Annotated in this window: 30 protein-coding genes and 2 pseudogenes; 13 read left to right on the plus strand and 19 right to left on the minus strand. The window is 69.4% G+C overall.

All coding sequences use genetic code 11. From position 1 onward, the window contains the following. The first annotated feature begins 16 nt into the window (after positions 1 to 16). Together NBH00_RS21390 and NBH00_RS25650 are read left to right on the plus strand one after the other, a co-directional pair. The gene (locus NBH00_RS21390; protein ID WP_254570605.1) at positions 17 to 1,489 is read left to right on the plus strand and encodes an ArnT family glycosyltransferase; all 1,473 of its coding nucleotides are present in this window, start codon (positions 17 to 19) and stop codon (positions 1,487 to 1,489) included. Further along, positions 1,462 to 1,995 carry a hemerythrin domain-containing protein gene (locus NBH00_RS25650; protein ID WP_367401270.1) on the plus strand — a complete coding sequence of 178 codons (534 nt, stop codon included), beginning with the start codon at positions 1,462 to 1,464 and terminating at the stop codon, positions 1,993 to 1,995. Before NBH00_RS21390 ends, NBH00_RS25650 begins: the two co-directional genes overlap by 28 nt. Before the next feature lie 105 nt (positions 1,996 to 2,100). Here NBH00_RS25650 and NBH00_RS21400 read toward each other — a convergent pair whose 3' ends face one another. Beyond that, positions 2,101 to 2,370 carry a 4Fe-4S dicluster domain-containing protein gene (locus tag NBH00_RS21400; protein WP_254570607.1) on the minus strand — a complete coding sequence of 90 codons (270 nt, stop codon included), beginning with the start codon at positions 2,368 to 2,370 and terminating at the stop codon, positions 2,101 to 2,103. 92 nt (positions 2,371 to 2,462) lie between these two features. On the opposite strand from NBH00_RS21400, the gene NBH00_RS21405 reads away from it, so the two are divergent. Further along, positions 2,463 to 3,176 (plus strand): helix-turn-helix transcriptional regulator, encoded by a 714-nt coding sequence (locus NBH00_RS21405; protein WP_254570608.1) that lies wholly within the window; start codon positions 2,463 to 2,465, stop codon positions 3,174 to 3,176. Positions 3,177 to 3,591: 415 nt separating this feature from the next. Here NBH00_RS21405 and NBH00_RS21410 read toward each other — a convergent pair whose 3' ends face one another. Then, the gene (locus tag NBH00_RS21410; protein ID WP_254570609.1) at positions 3,592 to 3,969 is read right to left on the minus strand and encodes a hypothetical protein; all 378 of its coding nucleotides are present in this window, start codon (positions 3,967 to 3,969) and stop codon (positions 3,592 to 3,594) included. Positions 3,970 to 3,993: 24 nt separating this feature from the next. After that, positions 3,994 to 4,596: a hypothetical protein gene (locus NBH00_RS21415; protein ID WP_254570610.1), complete on the minus strand. Its 603-nt coding sequence runs from the start codon at positions 4,594 to 4,596 to the stop codon at positions 3,994 to 3,996. Between the two features lie 185 nt (positions 4,597 to 4,781). Here NBH00_RS21415 and NBH00_RS21420 point away from each other — a divergent pair, with 185 nt between their 5' ends. From NBH00_RS21420 to NBH00_RS21430, 3 genes are all read left to right on the plus strand, one after another. Further along, positions 4,782 to 5,501, plus strand: a complete 720-nt coding sequence (locus NBH00_RS21420; RefSeq protein ID WP_254570611.1) for a hypothetical protein — start codon at positions 4,782 to 4,784, stop codon at positions 5,499 to 5,501. Between the two features lie 319 nt (positions 5,502 to 5,820). Further along, positions 5,821 to 6,615, plus strand: coding sequence for a nucleotidyltransferase domain-containing protein (locus NBH00_RS21425; protein ID WP_254570612.1), 795 nt, complete (start codon positions 5,821 to 5,823; stop codon positions 6,613 to 6,615). Continuing rightward, positions 6,612 to 7,040: a hypothetical protein gene (locus tag NBH00_RS21430; RefSeq protein ID WP_254570613.1), complete on the plus strand. Its 429-nt coding sequence runs from the start codon at positions 6,612 to 6,614 to the stop codon at positions 7,038 to 7,040. Before NBH00_RS21425 ends, NBH00_RS21430 begins: the two co-directional genes overlap by 4 nt. Before the next feature lie 355 nt (positions 7,041 to 7,395). Here the strand turns inward: NBH00_RS21430 and NBH00_RS21435 are convergent, their stop codons facing one another. From NBH00_RS21435 to NBH00_RS25655, 11 genes and pseudogenes are all read right to left on the minus strand, one after another. Further along, positions 7,396 to 7,821: a hypothetical protein gene (locus NBH00_RS21435; RefSeq protein WP_254570614.1), complete on the minus strand. Its 426-nt coding sequence runs from the start codon at positions 7,819 to 7,821 to the stop codon at positions 7,396 to 7,398. A 39-nt stretch (positions 7,822 to 7,860) separates the two neighbouring features. Continuing rightward, positions 7,861 to 8,388, minus strand: coding sequence for a mismatch-specific DNA-glycosylase (locus NBH00_RS21440; protein WP_254570615.1), 528 nt, complete (start codon positions 8,386 to 8,388; stop codon positions 7,861 to 7,863). Positions 8,389 to 8,456: 68 nt separating this feature from the next. Continuing rightward, on the minus strand, positions 8,457 to 9,803 hold the full coding sequence (locus tag NBH00_RS21445) for a tyrosine-type recombinase/integrase (RefSeq protein ID WP_254570616.1): 1,347 nt from the start codon (positions 9,801 to 9,803) through the stop codon (positions 8,457 to 8,459). After that, positions 9,800 to 9,964: a helix-turn-helix transcriptional regulator gene (locus NBH00_RS21450; RefSeq protein WP_254570617.1), complete on the minus strand. Its 165-nt coding sequence runs from the start codon at positions 9,962 to 9,964 to the stop codon at positions 9,800 to 9,802. The genes NBH00_RS21445 and NBH00_RS21450 overlap by 4 nt, the downstream gene beginning before the upstream one ends. A 71-nt stretch (positions 9,965 to 10,035) precedes the next feature. Then, the gene (locus NBH00_RS21455; RefSeq protein ID WP_254570618.1) at positions 10,036 to 10,299 is read right to left on the minus strand and encodes a type IV toxin-antitoxin system AbiEi family antitoxin domain-containing protein; all 264 of its coding nucleotides are present in this window, start codon (positions 10,297 to 10,299) and stop codon (positions 10,036 to 10,038) included. Continuing rightward, on the minus strand, positions 10,296 to 10,454 hold the full coding sequence (locus tag NBH00_RS21460; RefSeq protein WP_254570619.1) for a hypothetical protein: 159 nt from the start codon (positions 10,452 to 10,454) through the stop codon (positions 10,296 to 10,298). The genes NBH00_RS21455 and NBH00_RS21460 overlap by 4 nt, the downstream gene beginning before the upstream one ends. Before the next feature lie 21 nt (positions 10,455 to 10,475). Continuing rightward, positions 10,476 to 11,063 carry an RNA polymerase sigma factor gene (locus NBH00_RS21465; RefSeq protein WP_254570620.1) on the minus strand — a complete coding sequence of 196 codons (588 nt, stop codon included), beginning with the start codon at positions 11,061 to 11,063 and terminating at the stop codon, positions 10,476 to 10,478. A 134-nt stretch (positions 11,064 to 11,197) separates the two neighbouring features. Beyond that, positions 11,198 to 12,046 carry a hypothetical protein gene (locus NBH00_RS21470; RefSeq protein ID WP_254570621.1) on the minus strand — a complete coding sequence of 283 codons (849 nt, stop codon included), beginning with the start codon at positions 12,044 to 12,046 and terminating at the stop codon, positions 11,198 to 11,200. 4 nt (positions 12,047 to 12,050) lie between these two features. Next, a complete protein-coding gene (locus NBH00_RS21475; protein WP_254570622.1) occupies positions 12,051 to 13,160 on the minus strand; it encodes a hypothetical protein in 1,110 nt (369 codons plus the stop codon). Between the two features lie 311 nt (positions 13,161 to 13,471). Beyond that, positions 13,472 to 13,987 carry a hypothetical protein gene (locus NBH00_RS21480; protein WP_254570623.1) on the minus strand — a complete coding sequence of 172 codons (516 nt, stop codon included), beginning with the start codon at positions 13,985 to 13,987 and terminating at the stop codon, positions 13,472 to 13,474. A 21-nt stretch (positions 13,988 to 14,008) separates the two neighbouring features. Continuing rightward, positions 14,009 to 14,212 (minus strand): annotated as a pseudogene (locus NBH00_RS25655) (ArdC family protein); the annotation flags it as partial. A gap of 284 nt (positions 14,213 to 14,496) precedes the next feature. Here NBH00_RS25655 and NBH00_RS21485 point away from each other — a divergent pair. After that, positions 14,497 to 15,510 carry a tyrosine-type recombinase/integrase gene (locus NBH00_RS21485; RefSeq protein ID WP_254570624.1) on the plus strand — a complete coding sequence of 338 codons (1,014 nt, stop codon included), beginning with the start codon at positions 14,497 to 14,499 and terminating at the stop codon, positions 15,508 to 15,510. After that, on the plus strand, positions 15,507 to 16,877 hold the full coding sequence (locus NBH00_RS21490; protein ID WP_254570625.1) for a hypothetical protein: 1,371 nt from the start codon (positions 15,507 to 15,509) through the stop codon (positions 16,875 to 16,877). Before NBH00_RS21485 ends, NBH00_RS21490 begins: the two co-directional genes overlap by 4 nt. Here NBH00_RS21490 and NBH00_RS21495 read toward each other — a convergent pair. Further along, the gene (locus tag NBH00_RS21495; RefSeq protein WP_254569052.1) at positions 16,841 to 17,731 is read right to left on the minus strand and encodes an IS3 family transposase; all 891 of its coding nucleotides are present in this window, start codon (positions 17,729 to 17,731) and stop codon (positions 16,841 to 16,843) included. The two genes, NBH00_RS21490 and NBH00_RS21495, sit on opposite strands and share 37 nt — an antisense overlap. Continuing rightward, entirely contained in the window at positions 17,728 to 18,030 is a 303-nt protein-coding gene (locus tag NBH00_RS21500; protein WP_254569053.1) for a transposase, read from the minus strand. Before NBH00_RS21500 ends, NBH00_RS21495 begins: the two co-directional genes overlap by 4 nt. A 77-nt stretch (positions 18,031 to 18,107) precedes the next feature. On the opposite strand from NBH00_RS21500, the gene NBH00_RS21505 reads away from it, so the two are divergent. The 3 genes from NBH00_RS21505 to NBH00_RS21515 are packed head-to-tail and all read left to right on the plus strand — an operon-like array spanning position 18,108 to position 19,550. After that, the gene (locus NBH00_RS21505) at positions 18,108 to 18,857 is read left to right on the plus strand and encodes a tyrosine-type recombinase/integrase (RefSeq protein ID WP_254570626.1); all 750 of its coding nucleotides are present in this window, start codon (positions 18,108 to 18,110) and stop codon (positions 18,855 to 18,857) included. After that, a complete protein-coding gene (locus NBH00_RS21510; protein ID WP_254570627.1) occupies positions 18,788 to 19,171 on the plus strand; it encodes a hypothetical protein in 384 nt (127 codons plus the stop codon). The genes NBH00_RS21505 and NBH00_RS21510 overlap by 70 nt, the downstream gene beginning before the upstream one ends. Next, positions 19,164 to 19,550: a DUF6262 family protein gene (locus tag NBH00_RS21515; protein ID WP_254570628.1), complete on the plus strand. Its 387-nt coding sequence runs from the start codon at positions 19,164 to 19,166 to the stop codon at positions 19,548 to 19,550. The genes NBH00_RS21510 and NBH00_RS21515 overlap by 8 nt, the downstream gene beginning before the upstream one ends. A 23-nt stretch (positions 19,551 to 19,573) precedes the next feature. Here the strand turns inward: NBH00_RS21515 and NBH00_RS21520 are convergent, their stop codons facing one another. Further along, positions 19,574 to 20,098 (minus strand): zincin-like metallopeptidase domain-containing protein, encoded by a 525-nt coding sequence (locus NBH00_RS21520; protein WP_254570629.1) that lies wholly within the window; start codon positions 20,096 to 20,098, stop codon positions 19,574 to 19,576. 40 nt (positions 20,099 to 20,138) lie between these two features. On the opposite strand from NBH00_RS21520, the pseudogene NBH00_RS21525 reads away from it, so the two are divergent. Together NBH00_RS21525 and NBH00_RS21530 are read left to right on the plus strand one after the other, a co-directional pair. Then, a pseudogene (locus NBH00_RS21525) lies at positions 20,139 to 21,274 on the plus strand (IS3 family transposase); the annotation flags it as partial. Positions 21,275 to 21,517: 243 nt separating this feature from the next. Next, entirely contained in the window at positions 21,518 to 21,982 is a 465-nt protein-coding gene (locus tag NBH00_RS21530) for an IS1096 element passenger TnpR family protein (protein ID WP_254569050.1), read from the plus strand. 3 nt (positions 21,983 to 21,985) lie between these two features. Here NBH00_RS21530 and NBH00_RS21535 read toward each other — a convergent pair. Together NBH00_RS21535 and NBH00_RS21540 are read right to left on the minus strand one after the other, a co-directional pair. Next, a protein-coding gene (locus NBH00_RS21535; protein WP_437126619.1) for an IS5 family transposase occupies positions 21,986 to 22,772 on the minus strand; the annotation gives its coding sequence in 2 pieces (ribosomal slippage) (positions 21,986 to 22,439 and positions 22,438 to 22,772; 789 coding nt in all). A 314-nt stretch (positions 22,773 to 23,086) separates the two neighbouring features. Next, positions 23,087 to 24,370 (minus strand): IS1380 family transposase, encoded by a 1,284-nt coding sequence (locus NBH00_RS21540; RefSeq protein WP_254570445.1) that lies wholly within the window; start codon positions 24,368 to 24,370, stop codon positions 23,087 to 23,089. Between the last annotated feature and the right edge of the window lie 75 nt (positions 24,371 to 24,445).

Consider the following 24,445-nt stretch of genomic DNA (forward strand, 5'->3'; position numbering starts at 1 on the left):
CTACGATGCCGCGCACGTGACCGCCGCGGCGCCTTCCGTCCGGACCCTGCCGCCGTTCGCCCGCGGTCCGGTCCTCGCCGCGATGGGCGTCCTGGCCGTGCTGCTCCTCGTCTTCGCGGACCGCTACGGGTACAACCGCGACGAGCTCTACTTCCGGATGCTGCACCCGGCCTGGGGCTACGTCGACCAGCCGCCGCTGACGCCCCTGCTGGCGCGGGCGAGCACCCACCTGGCCGACTCGCCGTGGGCGCTGCGCCTCCCCGCCGTCGCGTCGGTGCCGGTCGTCGTCCTGATCACGCCGGAGCTCGGGGGCGACCGGCCCGCGCAGACGCTGTGCGCCTGGGGCTACGCGCTCGCCTCGGCGCCGCTCGTCTTCGGGCACCTCTTCCTGACGAGCTCGCTCGACCTGCTCGTCTGGCCGGCGGTCGCGCTGATGATCATGCGCGCCCTGCTGCGCGAGGACGGGCGCTGGTGGTGGGCGGCCGGACTCGTCGTCGGCCTCGCGACCTACAACAAGCTCCTCGTCGTCGCCCTGCTCCTGGCGATCGGCGCGGGGGTGCTGCTCGCCGGCCCGCGACGGGCCCTGTGGCAGCGCGACGTCGCGATCGGGCTGCTGCTCGCCGCGGCGGTGGGCGCGCCGAACGTCGCCTACCAGCTCGCCCACGACCTGCCGCAGCTGCGGGTCGGCCGCGCGCTGGCGGAGCACAACGCGGCCGGGGTGCGCGTGTCGATGTGGCCGATGCTCCTCGTCCTGCTCGGTCCGCCCCAGGCCTGGGTCTGCTGGCGCGGGCTGCGGGGCCTGTGGCGGGACGCCGGGTCGCGGCCGGTGCGCGGGCTCGCCCTCGGATTCGGGGTGCTCCTCGTGCTCGTCTTCGCGATGGGCTCGCAGAACTACTACACCGCGGGGTACCTGGCGGTCCTGTTCGCCGCCGGGGCTGTGCCCGTGGCGGCGGCGCTCCGCCGCTCGCGCGCGGCGCGCCGCGGCCTGACGGCCCTGCTCGGGCTGAACCTCGTCGTGGCCGGCACGATCGCGCTGCCGGTGCTCCCCCTGTCGGCCTTCGGCTCCTCGCCGGTGCCCGACATCAACCAGGGGGCCCGCGACACGGTCGGCTGGCCCCGCTACGTCGCGCAGGTCCGCGCCGTGGTCGGGGGGCTGCCGGCGGCCGCGGCCGGGCACGTCGCGATCGTGACGAGCAACTACGGGGAGGCCGGCGCCGTGGCGCGGTTCGGCCGCGACCTGCCCCCGGTCTTCAGCGGGCAGAACGCGCTCTACGACCGGGCGCGCCCACCCGCGGGCGCGACCGTCGTCGTCTTCGTCGGCGAGCAGGGCCGCTCGGCCGCGCGCCTGTTCGCCGACGGCTGCCACCGGGCGGGGACGCTCGAGAACGGCGTCGGGGTCGACACGGAGGAGCAGGGGCGGATCGCGGTGTGCGGCGCCCCGCGGGGCGGGTGGGCCGCCGTGTGGCCGCGGCTGCACCACCTCGACTGACCGCGGGGGCGAGGCCGCGGGCACGCCGCCCGCGAGGCGTACGATCGAGGCATGAAGCGATCGAGCGAGTTGGCCGTGCTTCCCGCGAGCATCACGTCGCGCTCGAGCTGGCACTACGCCTCCAGCGAGCCACGGAGGCGGACGCGGCCGAGCTCAGGGTCGGCGCGCTCGGATTCTGGCGTGACGAAGGACGCGAGCATTTCCGGCTGGAGGAGGAACTGCTGTTGCCGGCGTTCGCGGCTCACGTCGGCGGGCAGGACGCGGACGTCGACCGGGTCCTCGCCGAGCACGCCGACATCCGACGCCGGATCGATGAGCTGGAGCCTCAGCGCACCCCCGAGGTCGCGGCTCTCACGAGCCTCGGTGAGGTGCTGCGCGACCACGTCCGCCATGAGGAGCGCACCCTCTTCGGGCGGGTCGAGGCGGCTCTGGATGACGAGCAGCTGGCGGCCTTGGGGGCGGCGTTGGAGTCGGCCGGCGGCGAGCATCGTCCGCCGCGGGCCTGACGCACCCGGTCTGCCGGAGCGCGGCGGCACGCCCGAAGAGCGCGGCCGCCCCCGGGTTTGCGATGACGAGATCGCCGAGCGTCGCCGCGCTGTCGTGGACGGCGGTCATGACGGGCGGTTCCGGTAGAAGGCCGCGTTGATCTCGATGTACTGCTGCCACTCGGGTGGCACCTGATCCTCGGGCGTGATCGCGTCCACCGGACACGCCTCCACGCACGCGTCGCAGTCGATGCACTCCTCGGGATCGATGTAGAGCTGCTCGGCCGTGTCGAAGTCCGGCTCGTCGGGGGTCGGATGGATGCAGTCGACAGGACAGACCTCGACGCACGACGTGTCCTTGGTGCCGATGCAGGGTTGGTTGATGACGTACGCCACGGCCGGACTCCTTTTGCTTTTACACAGTCTTTCTATGGAAAGTACATCACCGTCGATAGTTTTTCCAGCCCTCGTATGCAAAGCTGTTCCGGATGGACCCCCCTCACGTTGCTCACGACGTCCTGAGCCAACCCACGCGGGCACGCCTGTTCGGTGAGCTCGGCGAGTTGCGCAGGCCCGCCGGCACGGAGGAACTCGCCGAGCGCCTCGACCTGCACCCCAACGGCGTGCGCGTGCACCTCGAGCGGATGCGCGAGGCCGGGCTGCTCGAGCGCCACCGGGAGCGCAGGAGCATCGGCCGCCCACGCGACATGTGGTCGATCGCCCCGGGCGCCCAGCCCGGCGGCGGTCCTCCCCGCGCGTACGCCGACGTCGGACGCTGGCTGGCCCAGATCGTGTCGTCCGGCAAGACCAGCCAGCGGGCCGTCGAGGCCGCCGGCCGCCAGATCGGTCGTGACCTCGCCCCGACCGACAGCGCCGGCTCCTCCGAGGAGCTCATGCGCGCATCCCTGGTGTCCCTGGGGTTCGCCCCGACGCACGTCGTCGAGCCGACCGGCCGCCTGACGTATCGCCTGTGCAACTGCCCCTATCGCGACGTCGCTCGCGAGAATCAGCACATCGTCTGCACGCTTCACCGCGGCGTGACCCGCGGGCTGCTCGACGCGATATCCCCCGAGACCAGGCTGACCGGATTCGTCCCGCGAGACCCCGACACCGCTGGATGCCTGATCGAGGTGCGCGGCGCGCTTGCCGACAGCGCTATCCAAGCCGAGGCGACCGAGGCCCCGGCGCCTTCCTCGAGCTGACCGGCCGTCGAGCGCGGTCCGGCGATCGGCTCGCTCTCGCGTGGCCCGACCCGTCGATTCGGTCACGACCGGAGACGACGCCGTCGGGCATCCCCTGCTCGACAGCGTGCGCACGAACCTCCGAGAACACCGAGCGCGCCCGAGAGGATTCGAACCTCTGACCTTCGGTTCCGTAGTCCGCGGCGGTTCGGGGTGTCTATGGCTCTAACAAGCCATTGCGGGGCTTCGAGGGGCGCCAATAAAGCGCCAAAAACCGTGGCGCGCCGTCAAACCGGCCTGGATTCCGAAGAGAGTGCGACGGGGCGGCGAGCGCCGCGTCACTTGCTGACCGCGTGAAGGAGGACGCCGGCGCACGCCGCGCACGCCGACCGAACGCTCCGAACTCATCCGCGTCGACCCATCCGGTGGGCGCGATCTAGTCGTCGACGCCAGGGACGCTGACGGTCAACTCGGCGGGCAAGTCGGCGGCGACGTGCGCGATCATGTGGGCCAGGCGAGCGACAGGGTCGCTGCCGACGACCGGCAGCAACTCGAACCCGATCAAGGCGCCGAGGCCGTCTTTGACGGTGGCCCATGCCTCGGGCAGCGGAAGGGCCACGCCGAACACGTCCGCGTCGAAGGCCTCGCAGAGCTCGTCGAACAGCCGGCCGGTGTAGTCGACCGCCAACTCGGGGATCGATGTGGTGGCCTCAAGGCGACAGATCACGTTGATCGCGGGGAACGGGACCTGGGCACTGTCCGGGTAGAACGACGCGCTGAGGTGCGTGGCGTCCGAGAGCGGCGTGAAGTCCATGCCCGGCCAGCGGCTCGTCGCCACTCAGGCCCCGGACGCGGGGTCCGCTTCGGCCCGACGGGTGACCAGCCTGGCGTGGGTCCCTGCCTGCACGGGCCACGAAGCGTCGCCCGTGAGACCGTAGAACCCGATCGCTTCCCTGGCGATCGTCCAGGCCATGAGCCCGTAAACCGCGCCCTCAACCGTGGCTTCGACGTAGGGTCGCGCAGGGCCGGCGGGCGTGCGCGGCGGCGCCATCGAGGCCCAGCCGTCGACGATGAATCGCGCGACGAGGTCCGTGGCGTCCCGTCTGACCGACTCCGTCTCGCGGGAAGCGAGCGACAGCAGTGCGGCTACCTCGGCCGATCGCGCAGGGCCTGCAGGGTCGCGTCCGGAGATGGTCGCAATCGTCAAGACCATTTCTCGGAGTAGGTCCTCGGAATGCGCGCCGCCGCATGGGAGTTCGCCGTCCGGGGCACTGGCCCTCAGTCGCGCGCGAGCCCACGCCCAACGCCCAACGGGAATGAGGTACCGACCAGAAGTCAGCTGCGCGAGCTCGCGCTTGGTGAGATCAGGGTGTTCTTGCTCAAGTTGGCGCACGAAATCGCGAATTTCGGCGGGGCTGGTGGTCGTGTTCGTGCGTCTCATGCGCCGAAGGAAAGCAGAGCTAGCGTGATAAGACAAGGATCGCTACGATGTAGACTCACGGCATGTCGATGCACAGAGGCATAGTTCTAGGCTCGGGGTTGCCGCCGGTACCAACGGTGGGTCCCCCTCGCCATCGGTTCGTCTTGGACCCAGTCACAGACGCCTTCGTCCTAGATGGGACCGTGGTGGACGACGGCGCGTCGCCGCCGCTGCCGGAGGATTGGTTTCTCCGAGTGGCGCAGACCCACTCCGACGACGTCGACGCGATCACTGCCGCCGTCAATCGGTTCGGCAGCTTCGGCGTGGACCGAGAGCTCAACCTCGATGGGCACAGCAATGATCAGTACCTGTCTGGGCGCGGCTTCTCGCTCAGCCGACATCTCGGAGCGGAGCGGCGCAGCGTGCTGACGGACGCCCGATCGGAAGCCGACCGGGCGAGGCGTCGGCATCGCAGCTGGTTCGTCGAGTCGAGGGCATCCCTCGTCGCCGGGATCGAACTCCTTAAGACAATGCTCGAAATCTGGGAAGGCATCGAGGGCGGGCGGGGGTGGCAGGACGGGCAGCGTCTCTCCCTCATGCTCGAAGACGGCCTCAGGGCTTTCGCGCCTCGCGTGGATTACGTCTCGCCAGAAGAAGCCGTCCACCTCGACCCGGCGACTACTCACTCCGACTTCGCCCCGCTGCTTCATGTCCTCGTCCTCCAAATGGCCCATGCGATCGCGAATGACTGGCGCGACGTACGGACGTGCGCCGACGACCGCTGCGGCAAGCTGTTCTCCAGGCAAGACGGCGTGGCAACGGTCCGCTCGCCCCGCAAAGACGCGATGTTCTGCTCACCCGTCTGCGCGCGCCGGTTCACCCAGCGCAACTACCGAAAGAAGAAGCGCGACGCCGAGCGGCAGTGACCAAGCTTGAGCCTGTCGCGCCCCACCCAAGTCGACGGGCAGGTGGGCACATTCGTCGGTCCGGATGGACGGCGCGCGCTCGCGAATGGACGCGACCGCATCATCGAGGTGATCGCCGATGCGCCAGTCGCACGCTCCGCGGTTCGCTGCGCCAGATCGCGGCCGTCAGGCGTCTCACCGTCGGCGCCCTGTCGCAACGCATCGCATTCGCGGTCACCACAGATTCGAACCCTCCGCGCAAGTCGGTCCGGCTACGTGCTCGACGCGAGCTTGTCTGCGCAGGTCGACTCTGTGCGCTGTGATCGGTCAGGCTTTGCGTATGCCGTTCGTCTCGGTCAACAGCTTGGAGAAGGACCGTGACCGCGCGCTCCAAGTCGCTCGCGACCATTGCGTACTCCGCGGGTTGGTCGGTTCGACGGTCCACGGCCTGTCGAACCCTGGCACCGATGACCGCGACGAGATGGGCGTGTGCGTGGAGCCGCGTGAGTACCTGCTCGGGTTGCGGCGCTTTGAGCATTGCGTTGCGCGCACGCAGCCCGAAGGTGTCCCGTCGGGGCCGGGCGACATCGACCTCACCGTCTACGGGCTTCAGAAGTTCTGCCGGCTGGCGAGCAAGGGCAGCCCGACCGTTCTGTTGCTGTTCTACGTCCGCGGCGACGACATCCTGGAGCGCAATGAGCTCAGTCGCGAGCTGCAGGACCTGGCGCCGGCGTTCTTGTCGCAGCGGACAGGACGAGCGTTCCTCGGATACCTGGATGCGCAAGCACGCAGCCTGCGCGGCGAGCGGCACGCGACGCGCACGCGCGAGCTCTCAGCCACGCACGGGTACGACACGAAGTTCGCCATGCACGCGTTGCGCATCGGATACCAGGGCATCGAGTTGCTTGAGGCCGGCGTGATTTCGCTGCCGATGCGCGAGCCGGCGCGCGCGCACTTGCGCTCCGTTCGTGCCGGCGAACCGCCGCTCGTGCAGATCCTCGCGGAACTCGACGACGTGACGCAGCGCCTCAGCGCGCTCGCGGCGGCCGTGCAGCTCCCACCCGAGCCGGACGCGGCACGAATCGACGAGTTCCTTGCCGATGCGTACCTGCGCGGGTGGAGCGCCGAGGCGTGAACCCCAGCGAGCTCATCGCTCCCGCACTGGCGGAGGAGTGGGACAGCGATGAGCGCTGGGCTCACATTCGCGAACTGCATCACCGCGGCGACCCGGCCACGTACGACGCGGCGATGCGCCTGCTGCAGAGCGAGTTGTCCGAGGAGCGCGAGATGGGCGTTGACATCCTCGCTCAGCTCGGCACGGGTCAAAACGATGCCGACCGGCCTTATCGCGAGCCGACCGTTGATTTCCTGATCGACCTGCTCGGCCGCGAGCAGGACCCACGAGTCCTCGACTCCGCGACGACGGCGCTCGGACATCTACACGCCGATCGGGCAGTCGCAGCCGTTGCCGCGCATTTCGCGCATCCCGATCCCGGCGTGGGATGGGTGTGGTCCACGGCCTGCTCGGCCATGAGGACGAGACAGCGATCGCTGCGTTGATCGAGCTGTCCCGAGACGAGGACGACGAGATCCGGGACTAGGCGACCTTCGGACTCGGCTCGCTGATCGAGACCGACACCCCGGCGATCCGCGGAGCGCTGGCCGAGCGACTGGACGATCGCCACGGCGACGCCGCCGAGGAAGCACTCGGCGGGCTCGCCCTCCGGGGCGACGAGCGAGCGATCGAACCTCTCCTGGCGTTGCTGGACGACGGCTGGGAAGGACCGATCCTCGAAGAGGCCCTCGCCGCGCTGATCGAGCGATTCGACGACCCACGCCTCAAGCGTCACCTCCCGCCCAGCGGCTGATCGGCGCACACGTCTCCCGGCCGTCGACTCGTTGCGACCCGGCTGGTTCAACCCCCGGGCGGGATGTAGGCGAAGTGCCCAAGTCCGGCGCGGATGTTCGCCGCGTTGAGGTACCGGTCGGTGAGATCCAGCGAGATGCTGCACCCGCCGCAGCGCTGCCCCGCCTCCGAGCCGGCCCGCATTCCAAGTGCGACCGCGTGCAGGAACGCTTCGACGACCTGGTCGGGGTCGTACGTGTCCATCACGGTGCTCACGATCCCGTGCAGCAGTCCGTCCGGGTCGTCCGGATCGGGGAAGGGCGGGCTCGGCATGTCGCCGGGCATTACCGCGCCCTCGCGGTGTCCTGATGCCGCGAGGTGACCCTCCATCCAGCCGTGCACGGCTCCATGGAGCGCACCGTTCCGGACGTCGCGGACTTCGCCGCTGTCGAGGGCCGCGAGGAGGACGTGTGCGACCAGGGAGTTGACCGGCATTCGCGCAGCCTAGACCGGTGGCATTGACGCACACGGCGTTCAACCGGCTCGGCCGCCGCGACCGGATCGGACTGTGTGCGCGTCGGCCAACGATGCAGCCAATGCGTGCCACACCGAGGCGTCCCAGCTTCCGCTGGCCGCTCCGGAAGTCGACGGGAGCACCCATACGTCGGTGCGCTCTGGGCGAGGTCCGTATGCCAGCGAGTCTCTGGGGCGAAGCCCGAAGGCCGCACGCGCAGCGGCCTTGCCGTTGAACGCGAGCACGCGCGGCGCGGCCACCCTCACGGCCTCCCACAACCGCTCCGGGTCAAACGCCCCGCTCCCGAGCTCGTGGTCCATTCCGTGTCGCGTCTTCGAGACGTCGGTCAGCCCGATGCCCCATTCCGGAAGGCGGGCGAAGTCCGCCGGCGCGAGGCGCACGTTGACGAGCCCAGACTCGTGGAGGATCGCCCAGAACTTGTTTCCGGGTCCGGCGTAGTACGCCTTGGCCCGCGCTGAGGCGGTGCCGGCTGCGGTTCCGCAGATCACCAATCGCAGTCCCGCCGGCATCAGGTCCGGAAGGATCATCGCGATGAGCATACGTCGCGATCCGCGACCCTCGCGATCGTTCACGGCACAAGGCCTCGACCCGCCTGTCAGGCGATGGCGGTCCGAAGACTCGGTGCCGCGGCGAGGAGTTCAGTCAGGTAGCCGTTGATCGCGGCAAGCGCGTCCTCGCGCGCCTGGCCTGTAGCGTGCGTGTAGACGGCGAGCGTCGTCTGATTGCGCAGCCGCTTGTCGCCGTCAGCGACGGCCGCGAGCTCGCCGACTGAGTGACCGCTGTACGCCGCTACCTCCGGCACCGGGATACCCGCGGCCATGAGCGTCGAGACGAAGGTGTGGCGCGCGTCGTACAACGTGAAAGCCATGCCGGCCGCTTCACGCGCGGGCTCGATCACGTCGCGATAGAGGTTGCGCTGCGACCAAATCGAACCTTGGAGCTTCTGCTCCGCCGCGAGCGTCTCCGTGCGCGAACCTCGTGTGCGAGTCGTCGTATAGAGGAACTCGCTGCGGTTGAGTTGCAGCACGTTGGTGCCGCGCGCCCCAGGGATCGCATGGCCTGTCCTGTCGGGGTGCAGCACCTTGGGGAAGAGCACCCAGCGCCCGCGGATCTCCGGCTCCTCGCGGATCAGGCGTCGGCGTTCCTTCAGGCCGGGTTTCAGGGTCCCGGGCTTGTCGGACCGGCCGCCCGCCGGGGCGGCGCGCTGATGCACGAGGATGAGCTCGCGCTCGGAGTCGATGTCCGCAGCGCGCAGAGCGAGGAGTTCCTCCGGGCGGACGCCGGTGAGGAATGGCGTGAGCACCAGCGCCCAGTGACGCGGGGCGACGGCCTCGAGCAACTTGCCCGCTTCGCTCGGCGGGATCCATCGGCGCTCGACGCGCTTGCGCGTCGGCTGCAGGCGGGTGTCGGCAGGATCTACCCGGGAGCCGAGGGCTGGGTTGACGTCGATGCGGTGCTCTCGCAGCGCGTACCCGAGCACGGCGGAGAGACTGGCGATCGCACCGTCGATTGTCGTCTTCGATAGTCCCTTGGCGAGGAGTGCGGTCTGGATGTCGTGGACGTGGCGGCGCTTGATCGTCTCGAGGGGTCGGTCCTCGCCCCCGGGGAGGTGCGGGTAGACGTACGCCTCGATCCGCGCCTGGTGGGTCTTGACGGTCCGCGGGTCGCGCCCGACGCGCGCGGGCCAGATGCTCATCCAGTCGCCGAGCGTGAGGCCGCCGTCGGGCGATAGGCCCTTGTTGAGCTCGGCGACGCGGTCCTCGGTCGCGCGATGCGCTTCCGTTTTCGTGCGGTAGTTGCCGGCGCGGCGCTTGATGTTGTCGCCGTCGCGGTACTGGGCGCGCCACTCTACGACCCTGCCGTGCGCGTTGCGGACAGGCGTCGGCGAGATGGCACGTGCGAGGCCAGGCTGAGCGCGTGGGCGTCCGCGGCGCGGTTTCATTGCGACCGCGTTGTCGCGTGTGCGTCGAGGAAGCGTTGGACCTCGCGGGGTTCGATGACGGTCACCCTGTTGGAGAGCTTATGGGCGCGCAGGCGTCCCTGCGAGATCCAGTCGGCGATGGTCCGACGGTTGAGCTGGAGGTAGGCGGCGAGCTCGGGCACCGTCCAGCACGGCTGTTGCTGCGGGGGCTCGACCTCTGGGGCTCGCCGCAGTGGGATGACCTGCCGCTCGGTCATGCAAATCGCGTCCAGCGCGTGTAGCGGCTCGCCTCGCGGACCTCGGCCGCGGCGATACGCAGGGTGCCGTGCAGGTTGATCGTGGCCACGCGGCCGCGCTCGACCCAGCGGTCGAGTGTTCGCGGGTGGATGCCGATCGCGGCGGCGGCCTGCTCGCGCGTGAGCGGTGGCTCGGGACGCTCGGCGCAGACCTCGATCGCGACTAGGTGCGCGGGCAGCGGGTGGTGCGCGCGGTCAGGAGTGGAAGGGACGGTGGTCATGGTGTTGCCTCCGGTTGGGAGTGGTCGACTTCGAGGAAGAGGTCGAGGAGCACGATGCGGGTCTCCTCGAGCGCCGCGCTCCACGCGGCGCGAAGCAGGGCGTTGGCGAGGTCGCGCTGCTCACCAGGGCTCAGCACGTCGAGGTCGATCAGCACGTGTCGCACACTGCCCTCGCTTCACGTTGTCGCGGAGTTCCTCATTGCATGACGAAGAGGGTTGGGCGGACGTTCTGGCCCCCGAGTTGTCTGTGTCGCGCAGAGGCGCTCGAGCTTGACCTGGGCACGGGCGCGGTCGAGCGTCTTGTCGACGTTGGTGTAGGTCCGGCGAGTCGCTGCCGCGATCTCGCGGTAGCTGCGTCCGCCGACGTGCAATGCGAAGTCGCGGCGTTGGCGCTCGGGGAGCGCGGCCAGCGCCCGTAGTGCCTCGCGCGCATCGAGGACCAGGTCGATCGTTCGCGGGTCGGTCATGAGCGTTATCCAGTCGCCTTCCCTCGACGGCAGGCGATCCAGGTGTGCGTCGCGGCGCTCGATGCCGGAGAGGCGGTATGCCTCGTGGAGTGCGACGACGTACAGCCAGCCGAAGATCTTGTCGCGGTCGGGCTGGCAGTCGATGAGGCGCATCCAGGCGAACTGGCAGGCATCCTCGACCAGCTGAGTCGAGCCGTTGACCCGGCGTGCGATCGCGCGGTGGAGGTCGCGGTGGTGCTGGTGGAAGAGGGCGGCTTCGTCGCCGTGAGCGGGAGGTGGTTCGGAGCGGGGCTGCATGCGCCCCGACCGGGTACGGCCGGCCGGCTCGTGCCTCGCAAGCGGTCGGCCCGCCGATCACCGCCGTCCGGCCGTGCCCGATCATCGGGGTCGCCGCAGCCCCGCTCCGGGACAGCCGTCGCGTCCGGCCAGCGTCAGCTTGTCGCGGTTGAGAGGGCCGAGCTGTACGCCAGGCAGATCGCCTGCACGCGTTCCTCGGGGATCGCCAGGCGCGTGGCGCGCACGGCCATCTCGATGCCAGGTGCGCCGCGCCGACCGAAGAACGTCTTGAGGTAGCCCAGCGCGGCGGCGGTGACGTCTCCGGCCATTTCGTCAGCGACGAGCTGGTTCATCTTCGTGCCGACCTTCGCGGGATCAGTCGTCTGCATCAGGCGCAGGACGTCGGCGGCGTCCTTGTCTTTGAGCCGATCGGGACGAGGCGACGTCAGGCGGTCGTGAAGCTTGTGGGCCTTGGCGACGAGCAGAGCTGCAGGTCCGGCGACCTCGGCCGTGGTGCGGCGGTCGTCGTCCGGTTCAAGCGCGGTGATCGGCATCGGGGCGTGGTCGACGAGGCAGGCCTCGAGGCCGGTTATGAGGCGGGCTGCCTGTTTGCCGTGGACGCCCAGGCGGGCACCGCGTCGCCCGCCGCCGGTTGTCGCGGCTTGAGGGACGATGAGATCGACGGGCACGTCGATCTCCTCGTCGTCAACGGTGAGCTTGGTGACCCAGATCCCCGGCTCGACGTGACCGTCATAGAGGGCGAGGGCGAAGCCGGCCTCCTTCATCGCGGCTTCGATCAGCGGATCGGGGCTGAGCCCCTGTGGGTTGAGCGCGAGGTCGGCGTCGGTCGTGAACGGAGCGATCGCCAAGTCGCCGTCGCCGGTGTGGAGGTAGACGGCTTGCGCGCCGGCGATGACGAGAGAGTCAGCGTGACCGCGCAGCGCGAACAGCGCGTCCAACAGGGCGCGTCGAGCAGCGACGTAGCGCGGGTCGATGCTGGTCACTCAGTCAGCGTAGAGGGCGCGCCGGGAGGCTCGCCTGGCGCCACTGATCCTCGTTCTCAGCCATCCAACCAAGGACGGCCTCGCCCTCGGCAGGCATGCGTCCGTTGCCGGTCAGGCAGTCGACGGCCACCTGCGATGCGGCGGCGAAGCTGACGCCGTCGCTGACGGTGACGCGTTCCCAGACGACGTCGTCGAACGGGCGCAGCAGGGTTACGTTGGCGCCGTCGTCGGCTGGCAGGAGGCCGAGGTCCTCAGCGGTGGTGCGTGGGTCCTCGCAGTAGATCGCGAGCAGCGACGGGGCGGCGACGGGAGCGAGGCGCACCGCGGCGAACGATCCGGTAACGGTGGTGCGCATTGACGTGTCGGCGAGTTTGGCGAGGGCCGTGGCGGCGCCGGCGGGCGCGACGTAAGTCGTGACGAGCTCGCGCTTGAAGACGTCGTAGTCGCTGGCCCAGGCGCGCAGCAGCGCCGGCACGTCGACGGTGTCGACGACGCCGCGGCGGCCGCGGGTGATGAGCGCGTCGCGGTCGAGGGCGTCGAGCAGTCTTGAGACGTATCCGGGGTTGACGTCTGCGGCTGAGGCGATCTCAGTCACCCCGTAGGGCGGACGAACGTCGACGAGCAAGCGGATCAATCTCGCGGCACGAGGTCCGCGGATCGACGCCGGTTTGCGAGGCTCCGGGTTGGGGTTGCGTGCGGCGCCGTCGGACTGGATGAAGACCGCCGGGTTGTCGAGCTTGAGCAGCGCGTTGCCGGTGAGGTCGAGGTAGTTGACGTTCTGGCCGGCGAGCAGCTCGCGTGTGCGCCCACTCAGCCACGGGGCGACAATCAGCAGGGGGACGTAGCCGGCGAGTGCACGAAGCGATCGTGCGATACCGGTGAGCAGACGATCGACGTCGCGCGGCTCCATCGCCGCCCGCGCCTCGACGGCCACCGTTGAGTAGGTCCCGTTGGGCGCGCGCAGCTCGATGAGGTCGTCGACACCCGGCTCGGCGACGTTGATCGGATCTCGCTTGGCGCGTTCGACGATCCAGGTGTCGGGCATGCGCTCGCCGAGCCATCGGGTGGCCGCGTCGATGAGCTCCGTTTCCTGGATGATGCCGTTTGCCGACATGGCAAATCACAGTCTAGCCGCGTTATTGCCTGAGGACAATGATTTGCGGACCTCGCAAATCACTAGTGCCAGACAACGTTGCCTATCTGCCTGGCCCCACGGCCGTTTCAGCGGCGCGAACGCGCCCCGGCTCGCACGCGCCGCTTGCGCCAGCGATCGAACTCACGGTGCCGGCGCCGCCGCTCACGGCGGGCGTGCTCTCGCCCCAAGCGCACGAACTCGAGGCGCAGGTGCTCAAACGCGGGCAGCCTTCTCAGGTCGTCATGCATACCCGTAGAGGACGGCCCAGCCTCGACTCTGTGACAACGACGCTACGCCGCGGTGCTGTGCACGCCGTCAACGGTCTCGATGGCGTCGTGCTGCAGGGCGTCTTCGATGCGCCGCGCGACGGTGTCGATCGTCGTCGCGTACTCGCGGATCGTGTCGAGCGCACCGTCCTCGCCCCAGCCGGCCACGTAGGGGATCGACTCGCCGCCGACGTCGAGCCCGACGGATGAGCACACGACGTACGTGACGCAGTCGACGAGGACCTCGGCCTGCTCGCGGCCGTAGGTGTCGTAACCGACGCCCAAGCTGTGGGCGATCTCGTGGACGAGGGTGCGGACCTGCGCGTTGCCGCGGCCGTCGGCGATGACGATCTGCTTGGCGGTGGCGTCGCACCAGCCGCCCGGTCCGTGCTCGGGCAGGTCGCGGATCTCAACGGTGTACCCGAGCTCGGCGGCCAGGGTGGTGAGCGGGTCGATGAGGTGGGCGTGGCTGTCGCCGGTGAGCGGCTCACACGGCGGCTCGAGCGGGACCGGGTGCTTGCCGGGCAGCGCGTCGGTCATGCTGACGTCGAAGACCGAGACGGTCCGGAAGAAGACGCGCTTCTTGCCGTCCTCGTCCTCATCGCGGGGCTTGACGACGCACGGGGCCAGGATCTTGATCGCGCGCTCGCCCTTACGGACGCAGCGGTTGAGATCGAGGAAGGCGCGGAAGCCGGCGACGTACCTCGGGGTGACGCCGCGGCTCCAGCAGTCCGCCGCGATCAGCAGCTGGTTCCCGACGGTTATCTGGGGTCCTCGGGCGAGCGTCGTTGACGTTCACGGGATGGTGGTTTGGGGCCGTGGTGGGCGACTTATCTTGGGGTCGTGATCAGCGTGAGCGGTGGTGGGTGCGGCCGGCCGGGCGGAGTGACCCGGAGGGTCGCGGAGCCCGGCCGGCCGCGACGCGGCCCCGGGCCGGCCCCGCGGCGTGGCGGGCTCGTTGGTCAGGCCACGAGGTGAGGGTCCAGCGCGTCCAGTTGCCGGGCGGCGGACCTGAGTCGTGGACGGTGATAGGTGGTGATCTGCGGCCGGTGCCGGCGATCGAGAGCTACCTGGCGTGGCTGTCGCACATCGAGCGCTCCCCGAACACGGTGCGCGCGTATGCGCTGGATCTGAAGACGTACTTCGCGTTCCTGCACGCGACAGGGATCGCGTGGGATCGGGTGACGCTCGAGCAGCTCGGCCAGTTCACCGGGTGGCTGCGGCAGCCGGCCGACAACGTGGTCGTGCTCGCGACGGGCCGGCCGGCGCGGAGCGCGTCGACGGTGAACCGGATGCTGACTGCGGTGTTCGGGTTCTATGACTTCCACGCCCGGCACGGCGTGGAGGTCACGAAGGTGCTGATCGATCAGACCAGGGCGGGGCGCGGCAGCTACAAGCCGTTTCTGCACGGCATCGCCACGGCCAAGTCGCGTGGCCGCGTCGGCCGTTTGCGGGAGGGCCGGCGGCTGCCCGCGACGCTCACGCTTGAGCAGGTCGCCGCGATCATCGCCGCGCAGCCGCGGTTACGCGACCGGTTCTTGTTCGGCTTGCTGTTCGGGACGGGGATGCGGATCGGCCAGGCGCTCGGCCTGCGCCACGGGGACTTCGTCACGCAGGAGCGACGGATCGAGATCGTGGCTCGGGCGGACAACGCCAACGGCGCGCGCGGCAAGGGCGGGGAGGGCTCGGTGCCGGTCAGCAGCGAGCTCGTGCGTTGCTACTCGGACTACATGCACGGCGAGTACGGGGACCTGGATTCGGACTACGTGTTCGTGAATCTGTGGGGCGGCCACGTTGGGGCTGCGATGAGCTACGCCAACGTCGTGGACATCGTCGCGCGCACGCGCGCACGCGTCGGGTTTCACTTCACCGCGCACATGCTCCGCCATACCTACGCGACGCTCGCGCGGCGCGGCGGTGTGCCGATGGAAGTCATCAGCCGGCTGCTCACGCACAGCTCGCTGCAGACGACGAGCGACATCTACGTGCACTCAACGGCAGAGGACCTGCGCGGCGAGCTTGAGCGTGCCGGCGTGATGACCGTGCTCGACCGGCCGCTGTGAGCGGCGCCGCGCTGCGAGCGCTGCCGAACCCGGATGAGGGCGACCACTCGTGGGCGGACGTGTTGCGGGGCGCGGTGCGCGCAGAGTTCCAGGTCGATGTCTATCGGCCTGCGCCGGGTGATCCGGTGCTGTTCGGTCCGACGTGCGCGGTCCGCGCGTGCCCGGGCCGCGGCGTGAACCGGTCGTTGGGCCTGAAGGCCAAGGGGGCAAACCACTCGACCGGGACGCGGTTTCGCGGGTACCTGTGCCTCTCGCACGTGCGGGTCTGGCGGCGCGACGGCGAGCCGCCGATCGATGGCTGGGTGCGCAACGCCCGCCTGACCGGCCGCGGCCAGAGCCCGCCGGTCGGATGCATCGTCTCAGCGTGCCGGCGCTCGGCCCGCTCGAACGGCTTCTGCAACGGGCACATGAGCCGCTGGGTGAGCGCGGGGCGCCCGCTCGACAAGACCGCGTTCGCCAACGCCGCGACGGCGGTCAGGGTCAGCGACGGGCGCTGCGAGGTCCCGGCCTGCGGGTTCCCACCTGTGAGGCGGGACGGGTTCTGCGACACGCACACCCAGCGCTACTTCAACGCCCGCTCCCGCCGGGTCGGCCTGAGCGCCGCGGGCTATCTCGCGCTAATCGCTGGCGCGCGGCGGATCATCGCCCCCAGATTCGACATGCGCGGCTTGCCCGCGGTCGTCGGGCTGGAGCTCGCGCTGGCGTTGCAGTGCCGGCAGCAGGCGGGTCGGGCCGCGATCCTGCCGCTGGCCTTCGGCCAGGTCGTCCGCTGGCTCCGCGACATCGGCGCGGAGTCGGTCCTCGAGCGGTCGGAGGCGTTTTGGGTCGCCAGCGCCCGGCAACGTTTTCCGGCGTCGGTGCGGGGCAATCCGCTGGGCTGGCTGCGGTTCGTGCGTCAGAGCGCGCTGCGGCTGCGCGAACGCGAGGGGGGCCTTGAGATCTGGGGCTTCGACACCTGGCCGGTCGACCGCCTGGACATTGATGGGCGCTACGCCCACCAGCCGGGCCGGCGGATCTACTTCAGCGAGATCGACCCGCCGTGGCTTCGCGCCCTGGTCAAGCGCTGGGCGCGCTGGCGGATCACGACCGGCACCAAGTCGCCGGCGTCGATCGCCTGCACGACCAGCTCGATTCGCCGCTTCTGCCGCTGGGCCGAAGAGGAGCACGTCACGCTCACGACGCCGGCCGCGATCACGCGGCCGCTGCTTGAGCGGTACCTGACGAGTGTCCGCCAGCTGGACCGGTCGGTCGGTCGCAAGTCGAGTCTGGTGACGGATCTGATGAGCCGTCCCGGTTTCACGGAGACTTGTTGTTTGGGTTTCCTCTCTCGTCAGTGGGAGAGGGGTGAGCCGGACCGTATCGCGTAGAGGGTCTCGAATTCGACGGGCGGGATGTGACCGATCGCGGAGTGCAGGCGGTCGTGGTTGTACCAGCCGACCCACTCCACAACGGCGAGCTCCAGTTGGGTGCGGGTTTGCCAGACGCGGTCGCGGATCAGCTCGGTCTTGAAGCTGTCCACGAAGCTCTCGGCCATCGCGTTGTCGTACGCGTCACCGGTCGAGCCGAGCGAGCCGAGCACGTCGTTGTCCAGGAGCGCTTGGGTGAAGTCGAAGCTCGTGTATTGCGATCCCCTGTCCGAATGATGGATAAGTTGTAGATCGGCGCCGTGTCGGCGGGTGCCCAAGGCCATCTTCAGCGCGTCGAGCACGAGGTCGGTGCGCATGTGGCCGGCGAGCTGCCAGCCGACGACCCGGCGGGAGTAGACGTCAAGGACGAAGCTGAAGAACCCCACGCCCTCCCACGACTTTAGATACGTGAAGTCGGCGATCCACAGCGCGTCCGGCCGGGTCGCGGTGAACTGGCGGTTGACCAGGTCCGGTCGCCCTGAGCCGGCCGGGTCAGCGACCGTGGTCTTCCACGCTCGGCCGCGGCGCTTGGCCCCGATCAGACCGTCCGCTGCCATGAGCCGCTCAACGCGGCCGCGGCCGACCTGCACGCCCTGACGGCGCAGCGCCTTCCACACGCGCAGCGATCCGTACGCCTCGTAGTTGGCGCGGTACACCGCCCGGATTTGCTCGAGCAACACGGCGTCTTCCTGCGCGCGGGTCGACAACACCCCGGTCGCGCGCTGGTAGAACGCCGAGGGCGAGGTCCCGAGGGTGCGGCAGGTGAGCTCGACAGCGAAGCCGGCCGCCCGCTGCTTTTCGATGAAGGCGCTCACCTCCGCGGGGTCCCGTCGAGCTCCTTGGCGAAAAACACCGAAGCGGCCTTGAGGATCTCGTTCTGCCGCCGCAGTTCCTTGACCTCACGTTCGAGCAGACGCATCCGGTCGCGCTCGACCGTGTTCAGCACGTCGCTGCGCGTTCCGGCGTCGGCCTCGGCGAGCCGCACCCAGTTCCGAAGCGACTCCTTGTGCACGTCCAGGTCGCGGGCGACCTGCGCGATCGGACGCCCGGACTCCAGCACCGTCTTGACGGCCCGCTCACGCAACTCCGGCGGGTACTTCCTTCCACGAGCCATATGACCACGTACTTCCTCTCAACAGACCGAATGCCTGTTTCAGAAGTCCCCGTCGATCCCGGGACGGCTCACTGAAGGTGTTCCTCGATGACGTGCGCCTGCACGACTGGGCGCCGGGCCTTCCGGCGAACGCGACCTACTTCAAGGGCGAGGTCCCGCGCGACCGCCAGCACCTGCCGAGGTTCATTGACGAGTTCGTGATGGGCCAGATCGACAACGACATGAGCCTCGCGCGGCTCCCGGACCACACCTCGCGGACCGCGATCGTGATCCTGATCGAGACCGGCCTGCGGTCGGTCGACGCGCTGCGCCTGCCGTTTGATCCGGTGACCGTCGACGAGGCCGGCGCCCCGTACCTGATGTACACAAACCACAAGCTCTCGCGCGAGGCGATCATCCCGATCTCGCAGCGGCTGCTGCATCAGATCCGCGTGCAGCAAGCGGACCTGGACGAGCGCTTCGGCACGCCGCGCCCGCCGTTCCTGCTGCCGGGGATCCGCGCGAACGTCGACGGCAGCCGGCCGCTGAGCTGGTCGACCCTGCAGGCGCGCCTTGAGCGGTGGCTGCTGGACTGCGACGTCCGCGACGCGACGGGCCAGCCGGTGCGGGTGACCGCGCATCAGTTCCGGCACACGCTCGGCACGCGGATGATCAACAACGACGTCTCGTTGCCCGCGATCCAGCGGATGCTCGATCACGACTCGCCGCAGATGACGCTGCGCTACGCGCGGATCAAGGACCAGACGCTGCGGCGCGAATGGGAGCGCTACCAGGACCGCATCACGATCCGAGGCGAGGTCATTCGCCTGGACCCGGCGGGCCGCTGAGCGATGCGGCGTGGGCGAAGGAGAACCTCGCCCGCGCGAAGCAGACGCTGCCGAACGGCTACTGCGGTCTGCCGCTGCAGCAGACATGTCCGCACCCCAACGCCTGCCTGACCTGCGACAGCTTCCTGACCACGACCGAGTTCCTCCCCGCGCACCGCGAGCAACTCGAGCGCACCGACGAGCTCATCGCCTCCGCGCAGGCATCCGGGGCGCAGCGGCTGGTCGACATGAACGAGCCGGTCCGCGTGAACCTCATCCGGATCATCGAGGGCCTCGACGCGCTCCCGACGCTCCCCGGCCCTGCCGATGGCTGACGTGACCGGGCTGCAGATCGCGGCGCAGCGAAAGCGCGCCGACACCATCGCGCGCGCGACAACAGCCGTGAGCGAGATGGCCGCCGAAGGCGCCGAGATCACCTTCCAGCAGGTCGCCAGACGCGCGGGCGTCTCGCGCCAGTGGCTCTACGGCCAACCCGCACTCCGCGCACAGATCGAGGACCTCCGCGACCGCCCGCGCCGCGGCGTTCCCGCGCGCGAGCGGTCAAGCGAGGCATCGCTGCACCAGCGGCTGCGGACCCTGGCCGACGAGAACCGGGGGCTGCGCGAGGAGAACCGCGACCTCAAGCACGAGCTCGCGATCGTCTACGGAACGCAGCGCGCGCCGGCCTCGCCGAGCGTCCCGACGATCGAGTAACCGCCGGGACACCTCCGATGCCTCTACGCCGCAACCGCGTCCGCGTCCGCGGTCTCGGCCTGCGGAGCGCGGCGCACGGCGTCCTCGATCCGGTTGGCGAGCCGGTCGATCAGACCGGCGCACGCCTCGACGATCGCGAGGTCCTGCTCGTTCTCGCTCCACGATGCGATGTACGGAATCGAGTAGCCGGAGGTATCGATGCCGAGCCCGGCGACCACGCTCAGAGCGATCGACTCAACGACCAGTTCCTCCTGCGAATACGTCAGTGAGGTCTCGTCGAGCTCGGCGGCCTGGCGCAGCAGCGCGTGCGAAAGCTCGTGCACGAACGTCTTGACCTGATGGTTCATCGAGCTGCGCTCGCTCAGCGAAATGATCCGCAGCTCCGGCATGAAGCAGCCACCGCACCCATCGGGATGCGGCTCGACCACCAGCGTGCAGCCAAGCTCGGCGGCCAGCGCAACGAGCCGCGGGAATGCCCACGCCAAGCTGTCGCCCTCCAGCGGCTCGATCGGCGGATCCAGCTGGAGTTCCCCCGGTTTCGTGGACATCTGATGGCTGAGGTTGCTCAGCCCGAGAGGATGTCTGCATATGCCCAAGGTCCCGCCGTACTCGTTGGAATTCCGCCTGGAGGCCGTTCGGCTCCTGCGGTCCAGCGGCCGCACCGTCCCGCAGCTGGCGAAGGAGCTCGGAGTCTCGGAAGGGTCGCTGCGCAGCTGGCGCGAGCAGCTTGACGCTGACGAAGGTCGCTCGGAGGGCCTGAGCACCAGCGAGCGCGAGGAGCTGCGGCGCCTGCGCAAGGAGAACCGGATCCTCGCGGAGGAGCGTGAGATCCTAAAAAAAGCAGCGGCCTTCTTCGTGGCAGAGAACAAGAACCGGTGATCGCCTTCCGGTTCGTTCTGGCGAACAAGGCCTGCCACTCGATCAGCCTGATGTGCCGTGTGCTCGCGGTCTCGCGCTCGGGCTATCACGCCTGGATCGTTCGGCCGCCGTCGGCCCGGGCCGTCGCTGACGCGGCGCTCACCGACCAGATCTCGGTCATCCACACGGACGCGCTGAAGACCTATGGCTCCCCGCGGATCCATGCCGAGCTGCGGCTGCAGCACGACGTTCTGGTCGGCCGCAAACGCGTGGAGCGGCTGATGCGCAACGCCGGCCTCTCGGGCCTGCACAAACGACGGCGCGGACGCACCACGATCCGCGTGCAGGGCGTGCGGACCGCACCCGATCTGGTGGAGCGCGACTTCAACCCGACCCGGATCAACCAGCTGTGGGTCGCCGACATCACCTACATCCGCACGTGGGAAGGGTGGCTCTACCTGGCGTCGGTGATGGACTGCTACAGCCGCCGGATCGTCGGCTGGGCGATGGCCGATCACATGCGCGCCGAGCTCGTCATCGACGCGCTGGAGATGGCCGTCGCCAGGCGCCGGCCCGACGGGCGGCCGATACATCACAGCGACCAGGGCGGGCAATACACGTCTCTGATCTTCACCCAGCGCTGCCGCAGCGTGGACATCGACATCTCGATGGGATCCAAGGGCGACTGCTACGACAACGCCGCGATGGAGAGCTTCCACGCGAGCCTGAAGAAGGACCTCATCCACCGCCGCTCGTGGCCGACCAAGACCGAGGCGCGAACAGCGGTGTTCGGCTACATCGAGACGTTCTACAACCGCCGCCGACGCCACTCCCGCCTCGGGATGCTCAGCCCCGTGGACTACGAGAACACCCCTCTACGCGATACGGGAACGGCTTTCTCCCCCTCCCCCGACCAGACCCTGTTGACTACAACAACGGCCGCTCACGCGGCCTAACCCCGACCTGTCCACCAGACCGGGGGACTTCCATCGTTTGGCCTGCCGGCCGGGGCGTGGAACGACGCTCAGCGGCGCGGCGCGCAACGTCTTGGGTTGATGTCGACCACCACCTAAGAAGCTGTCTCAATACCTGCGTAGGCTGTCGCGGGGATGGCGCGGACGTGGTTGCAGATCAAGGTCGACCTGGTCGGTGGGCGTGGAGTGCGGTGTCGTCCCTCGCCGGGTCGGATCTTCATCGTTGGTCCGGGGCACACGTTTCAGCAGTTCGCGGATGCGATCAACTCCGCGTTCGCGCGGTGGGACCTTTCGCATCTGCATAACTTCGAGCTCGCGGACGAGCGGCTGATCGGCTACCCCGACGACTCGTTCGGCCCGGAGATGACGTGGCTTGACCACGCGAAGCTGAAGGTCGCGCGGGAGCTGAAGCCCGGTGATGAGTTTGAGTACGTCTTTGACTTCGGCGACAACTGGCAGCACCACTGCACCGTGCTTCCAGAGAAGGCCGACCCCGCCGAGGAGTACGGGCCGGTGCCCCCGGGCCCGGTGGCGATCTGGGGGTGGGGCTCGATCCCCGATCAGTACGGCCGTCGCGCCTTCGATGACGATGGTGAGTGACCGTCACTCAGCGAGCTTGCGCTGGCAGACCACGGCGCAGCCGAGCAGCATGAACGCCAGGTGCAGCTCACCGGAGCGTTCGTAGCGGATCCGCAGCCGGCGCAGGTTGTGCAGCCACGCGAAGGTCCGCTCGACGACCCAGCGCTCGCGGCCCAGGTGTGAGCCGTGCTCGACCCCGCGACGGGCGATGACCGGCTTCACGCCGCGTTTCCACAGTTCGCGGCGGTACTTGTCGTGGTCATAGCCGCGGTCGGCGAGGACCTTGTCGGGGCGGGTCCTGGGGCGGCCGACCTTCCCGCGGACCGGGCCGACGCCGTCGACGAGCGGCAGCAACTGGGTGACGTCGTTGCGGTTGCCGCCGGTCAGGCTGATCGCCAGCGGAATGCCGTGACTGTCGGTCAGCAGGTGGTGCTTTGACCCGGTGCGGGCACGGTCAACCGGCGAGGGCCCGGTCAAGGCCCCCTTGAAGAGCACGGACATGGCTGCCGTCGACAACCCCGGTGGACCAGTCGATCCGCCCGGCGGTGTTCAGTCGGCGCAGCAGTTCCTGATGGAGTCGGTGGAACACCCCGGCGGCCTGCCACTCGGCCAGGCGGCGGTGCGCGGTCGCCGGCGAGCAGCCGACCTCACGGGGCAGATGCTGCCACGCGATCCCGGTGAACAACACGAACACGATCGCGTTGAAGCACACCCGATCATCCACGCGCGGCCGCCCGCCCCGAGGATCAGGTCGGTGCACCGGAAGCAGCGGTGCCGCGACCTCCCAAAGCTCGTCGCGGACCTTCCACATCGACGCGGCCACCAGCCACCTCCACAGCCAGGGTTATGTCTCCCTGGCTACGTTCGCCACGCCGCCCCCAAGCCCTCCCCGCCGAGGTATTGAGACAGCTTCTAAGCCTCGATCCACCGTTCGCCCCTGCGGTCGGCCGCGTCAGCGGCCGAGTGGGTCAGCTCGGAGTGGCGGCGCGGGTGATCGAGCGCGCTGAGGGACTCGGCGTGCGGGTGGGGCCAGTTGAGGCCGTCGCGCCAGCGTGATTGCGGCCGGTGGCGGGCAGGCCGAGGCCGGCAGTGCTGCGGCTGATTATCGTCGGTGGCCGGCGAGTGTCAGGTGGGTGGCGGGAGCGCCCGGATGTGCTGTAGGGCGGTGAGGAAGTCGTGGGCCCAGGGCCAGCGGGCGGGCATCCGCAGCAGCGTTTTGCGGCCGCTGCGGGCGAGTCGTCCGGGGATCGTGAGCAGCCTGCGGCGGAGGGTCCGCGCGGTGCGGGTGGTGGCGTCGGGGAGGGCGATCTTCTGGGTCCAGCGCAGCAGGTTGTGCGCGATCGCGGCGATGACGGTCCAGGCGGCGTTGGCGTTGTACTTGCCCGAAGGGAAGTGCGCGAGCGCTTGGTCTTTGAGGTCGCGGATCGCGAGCTCAACGACGGCGTGCTGGCGATGCTCGGCCTCGACAATCTGGAGGTCGTCGGTGCGGTTGGTGGCGAACGGGTAGTGCTCCCAACTCGGGAGCAACTCGCCCTGCTGGGAGAGCGTGCGAACCCGCCTGACGATCATCCGAAAGTCGCCGATCGTCGTCTCGGCGATCTGCGCGATCGACGTCTTGGGGTAGTCCTCCAACGTGGCCCAGGCGTCCTCGGGAATCGCTTCTACGAGCGCGCGAACATGGGGCTGCATGCGGATCCCGATCGAGAACTGCCAGCCGGCCCGGTCAAGCCGCACGAACGTCTTCTTCGCCCAGAACCCCGAGTCGGTGCGCATGAGCTTCTGGCCGGTGGCGCCGGCGCGGTCAACGCGGGCGATGAGCTCCTCGCAGAAGCGGAGCATGCCGCGGGAGGTGTTCGCCGAGCCCTTTCGCAGCCGGATGTGGAGGACCTCACCGGTGTCCGCGCGGGTCGCCAGGAGTGGGTGGTAGCCGAGCTGGCGGGTGTAGCCGTAGCCCGCGCCCTGCTTCTTGTAGCCGTGGACCTCACCGACGAACGAATCAACGTCGATCACCAGCCGCTGATCGCCCGGGCCGGCGCCCGCCGCCCACGCGCGTTCAAGCGCGAGGCCGAGCACCCGGTCCAGCTGCCTGACGTGCCCGAACGTGAACGCCCGCAGGAACGTCCCCAAGGTCGAGGGCGCCGCAACACGATGCCCGAGCACCGCCGCGGTCTGCCCCGACCGAAGCAGGTCGCAGTCATCGATGCAGTCCGCGCCGAGAACCATCGCCGAGCACATCGTCATGACCTTCCGGCCCGGGTTCGCCGCGCCCGGACGGTCGCCGAGATCAACACAATCGTCGACCAGCGCCTCCAGGCCGAGGCGGCCGGCGAGCAGTGCCGGGAGCATCACGCCCGCGTTCGCCACCGCCCGCGCATCATCGAACACCACGACCGCCGACTCGTTCACCATGAGGGTGACCTCCTGAGCAGAGCCGCGACAGGCGCAATCTGTCGCTTTCAAGCCCTGCTTGGGAGGTCACTTAAG

Origin of the sequence: Paraconexibacter antarcticus (assembly GCF_024220175.1) — a bacterium.
Lineage (GTDB): Bacteria > Actinomycetota > Thermoleophilia > Solirubrobacterales > Solirubrobacteraceae > Paraconexibacter > Paraconexibacter antarcticus.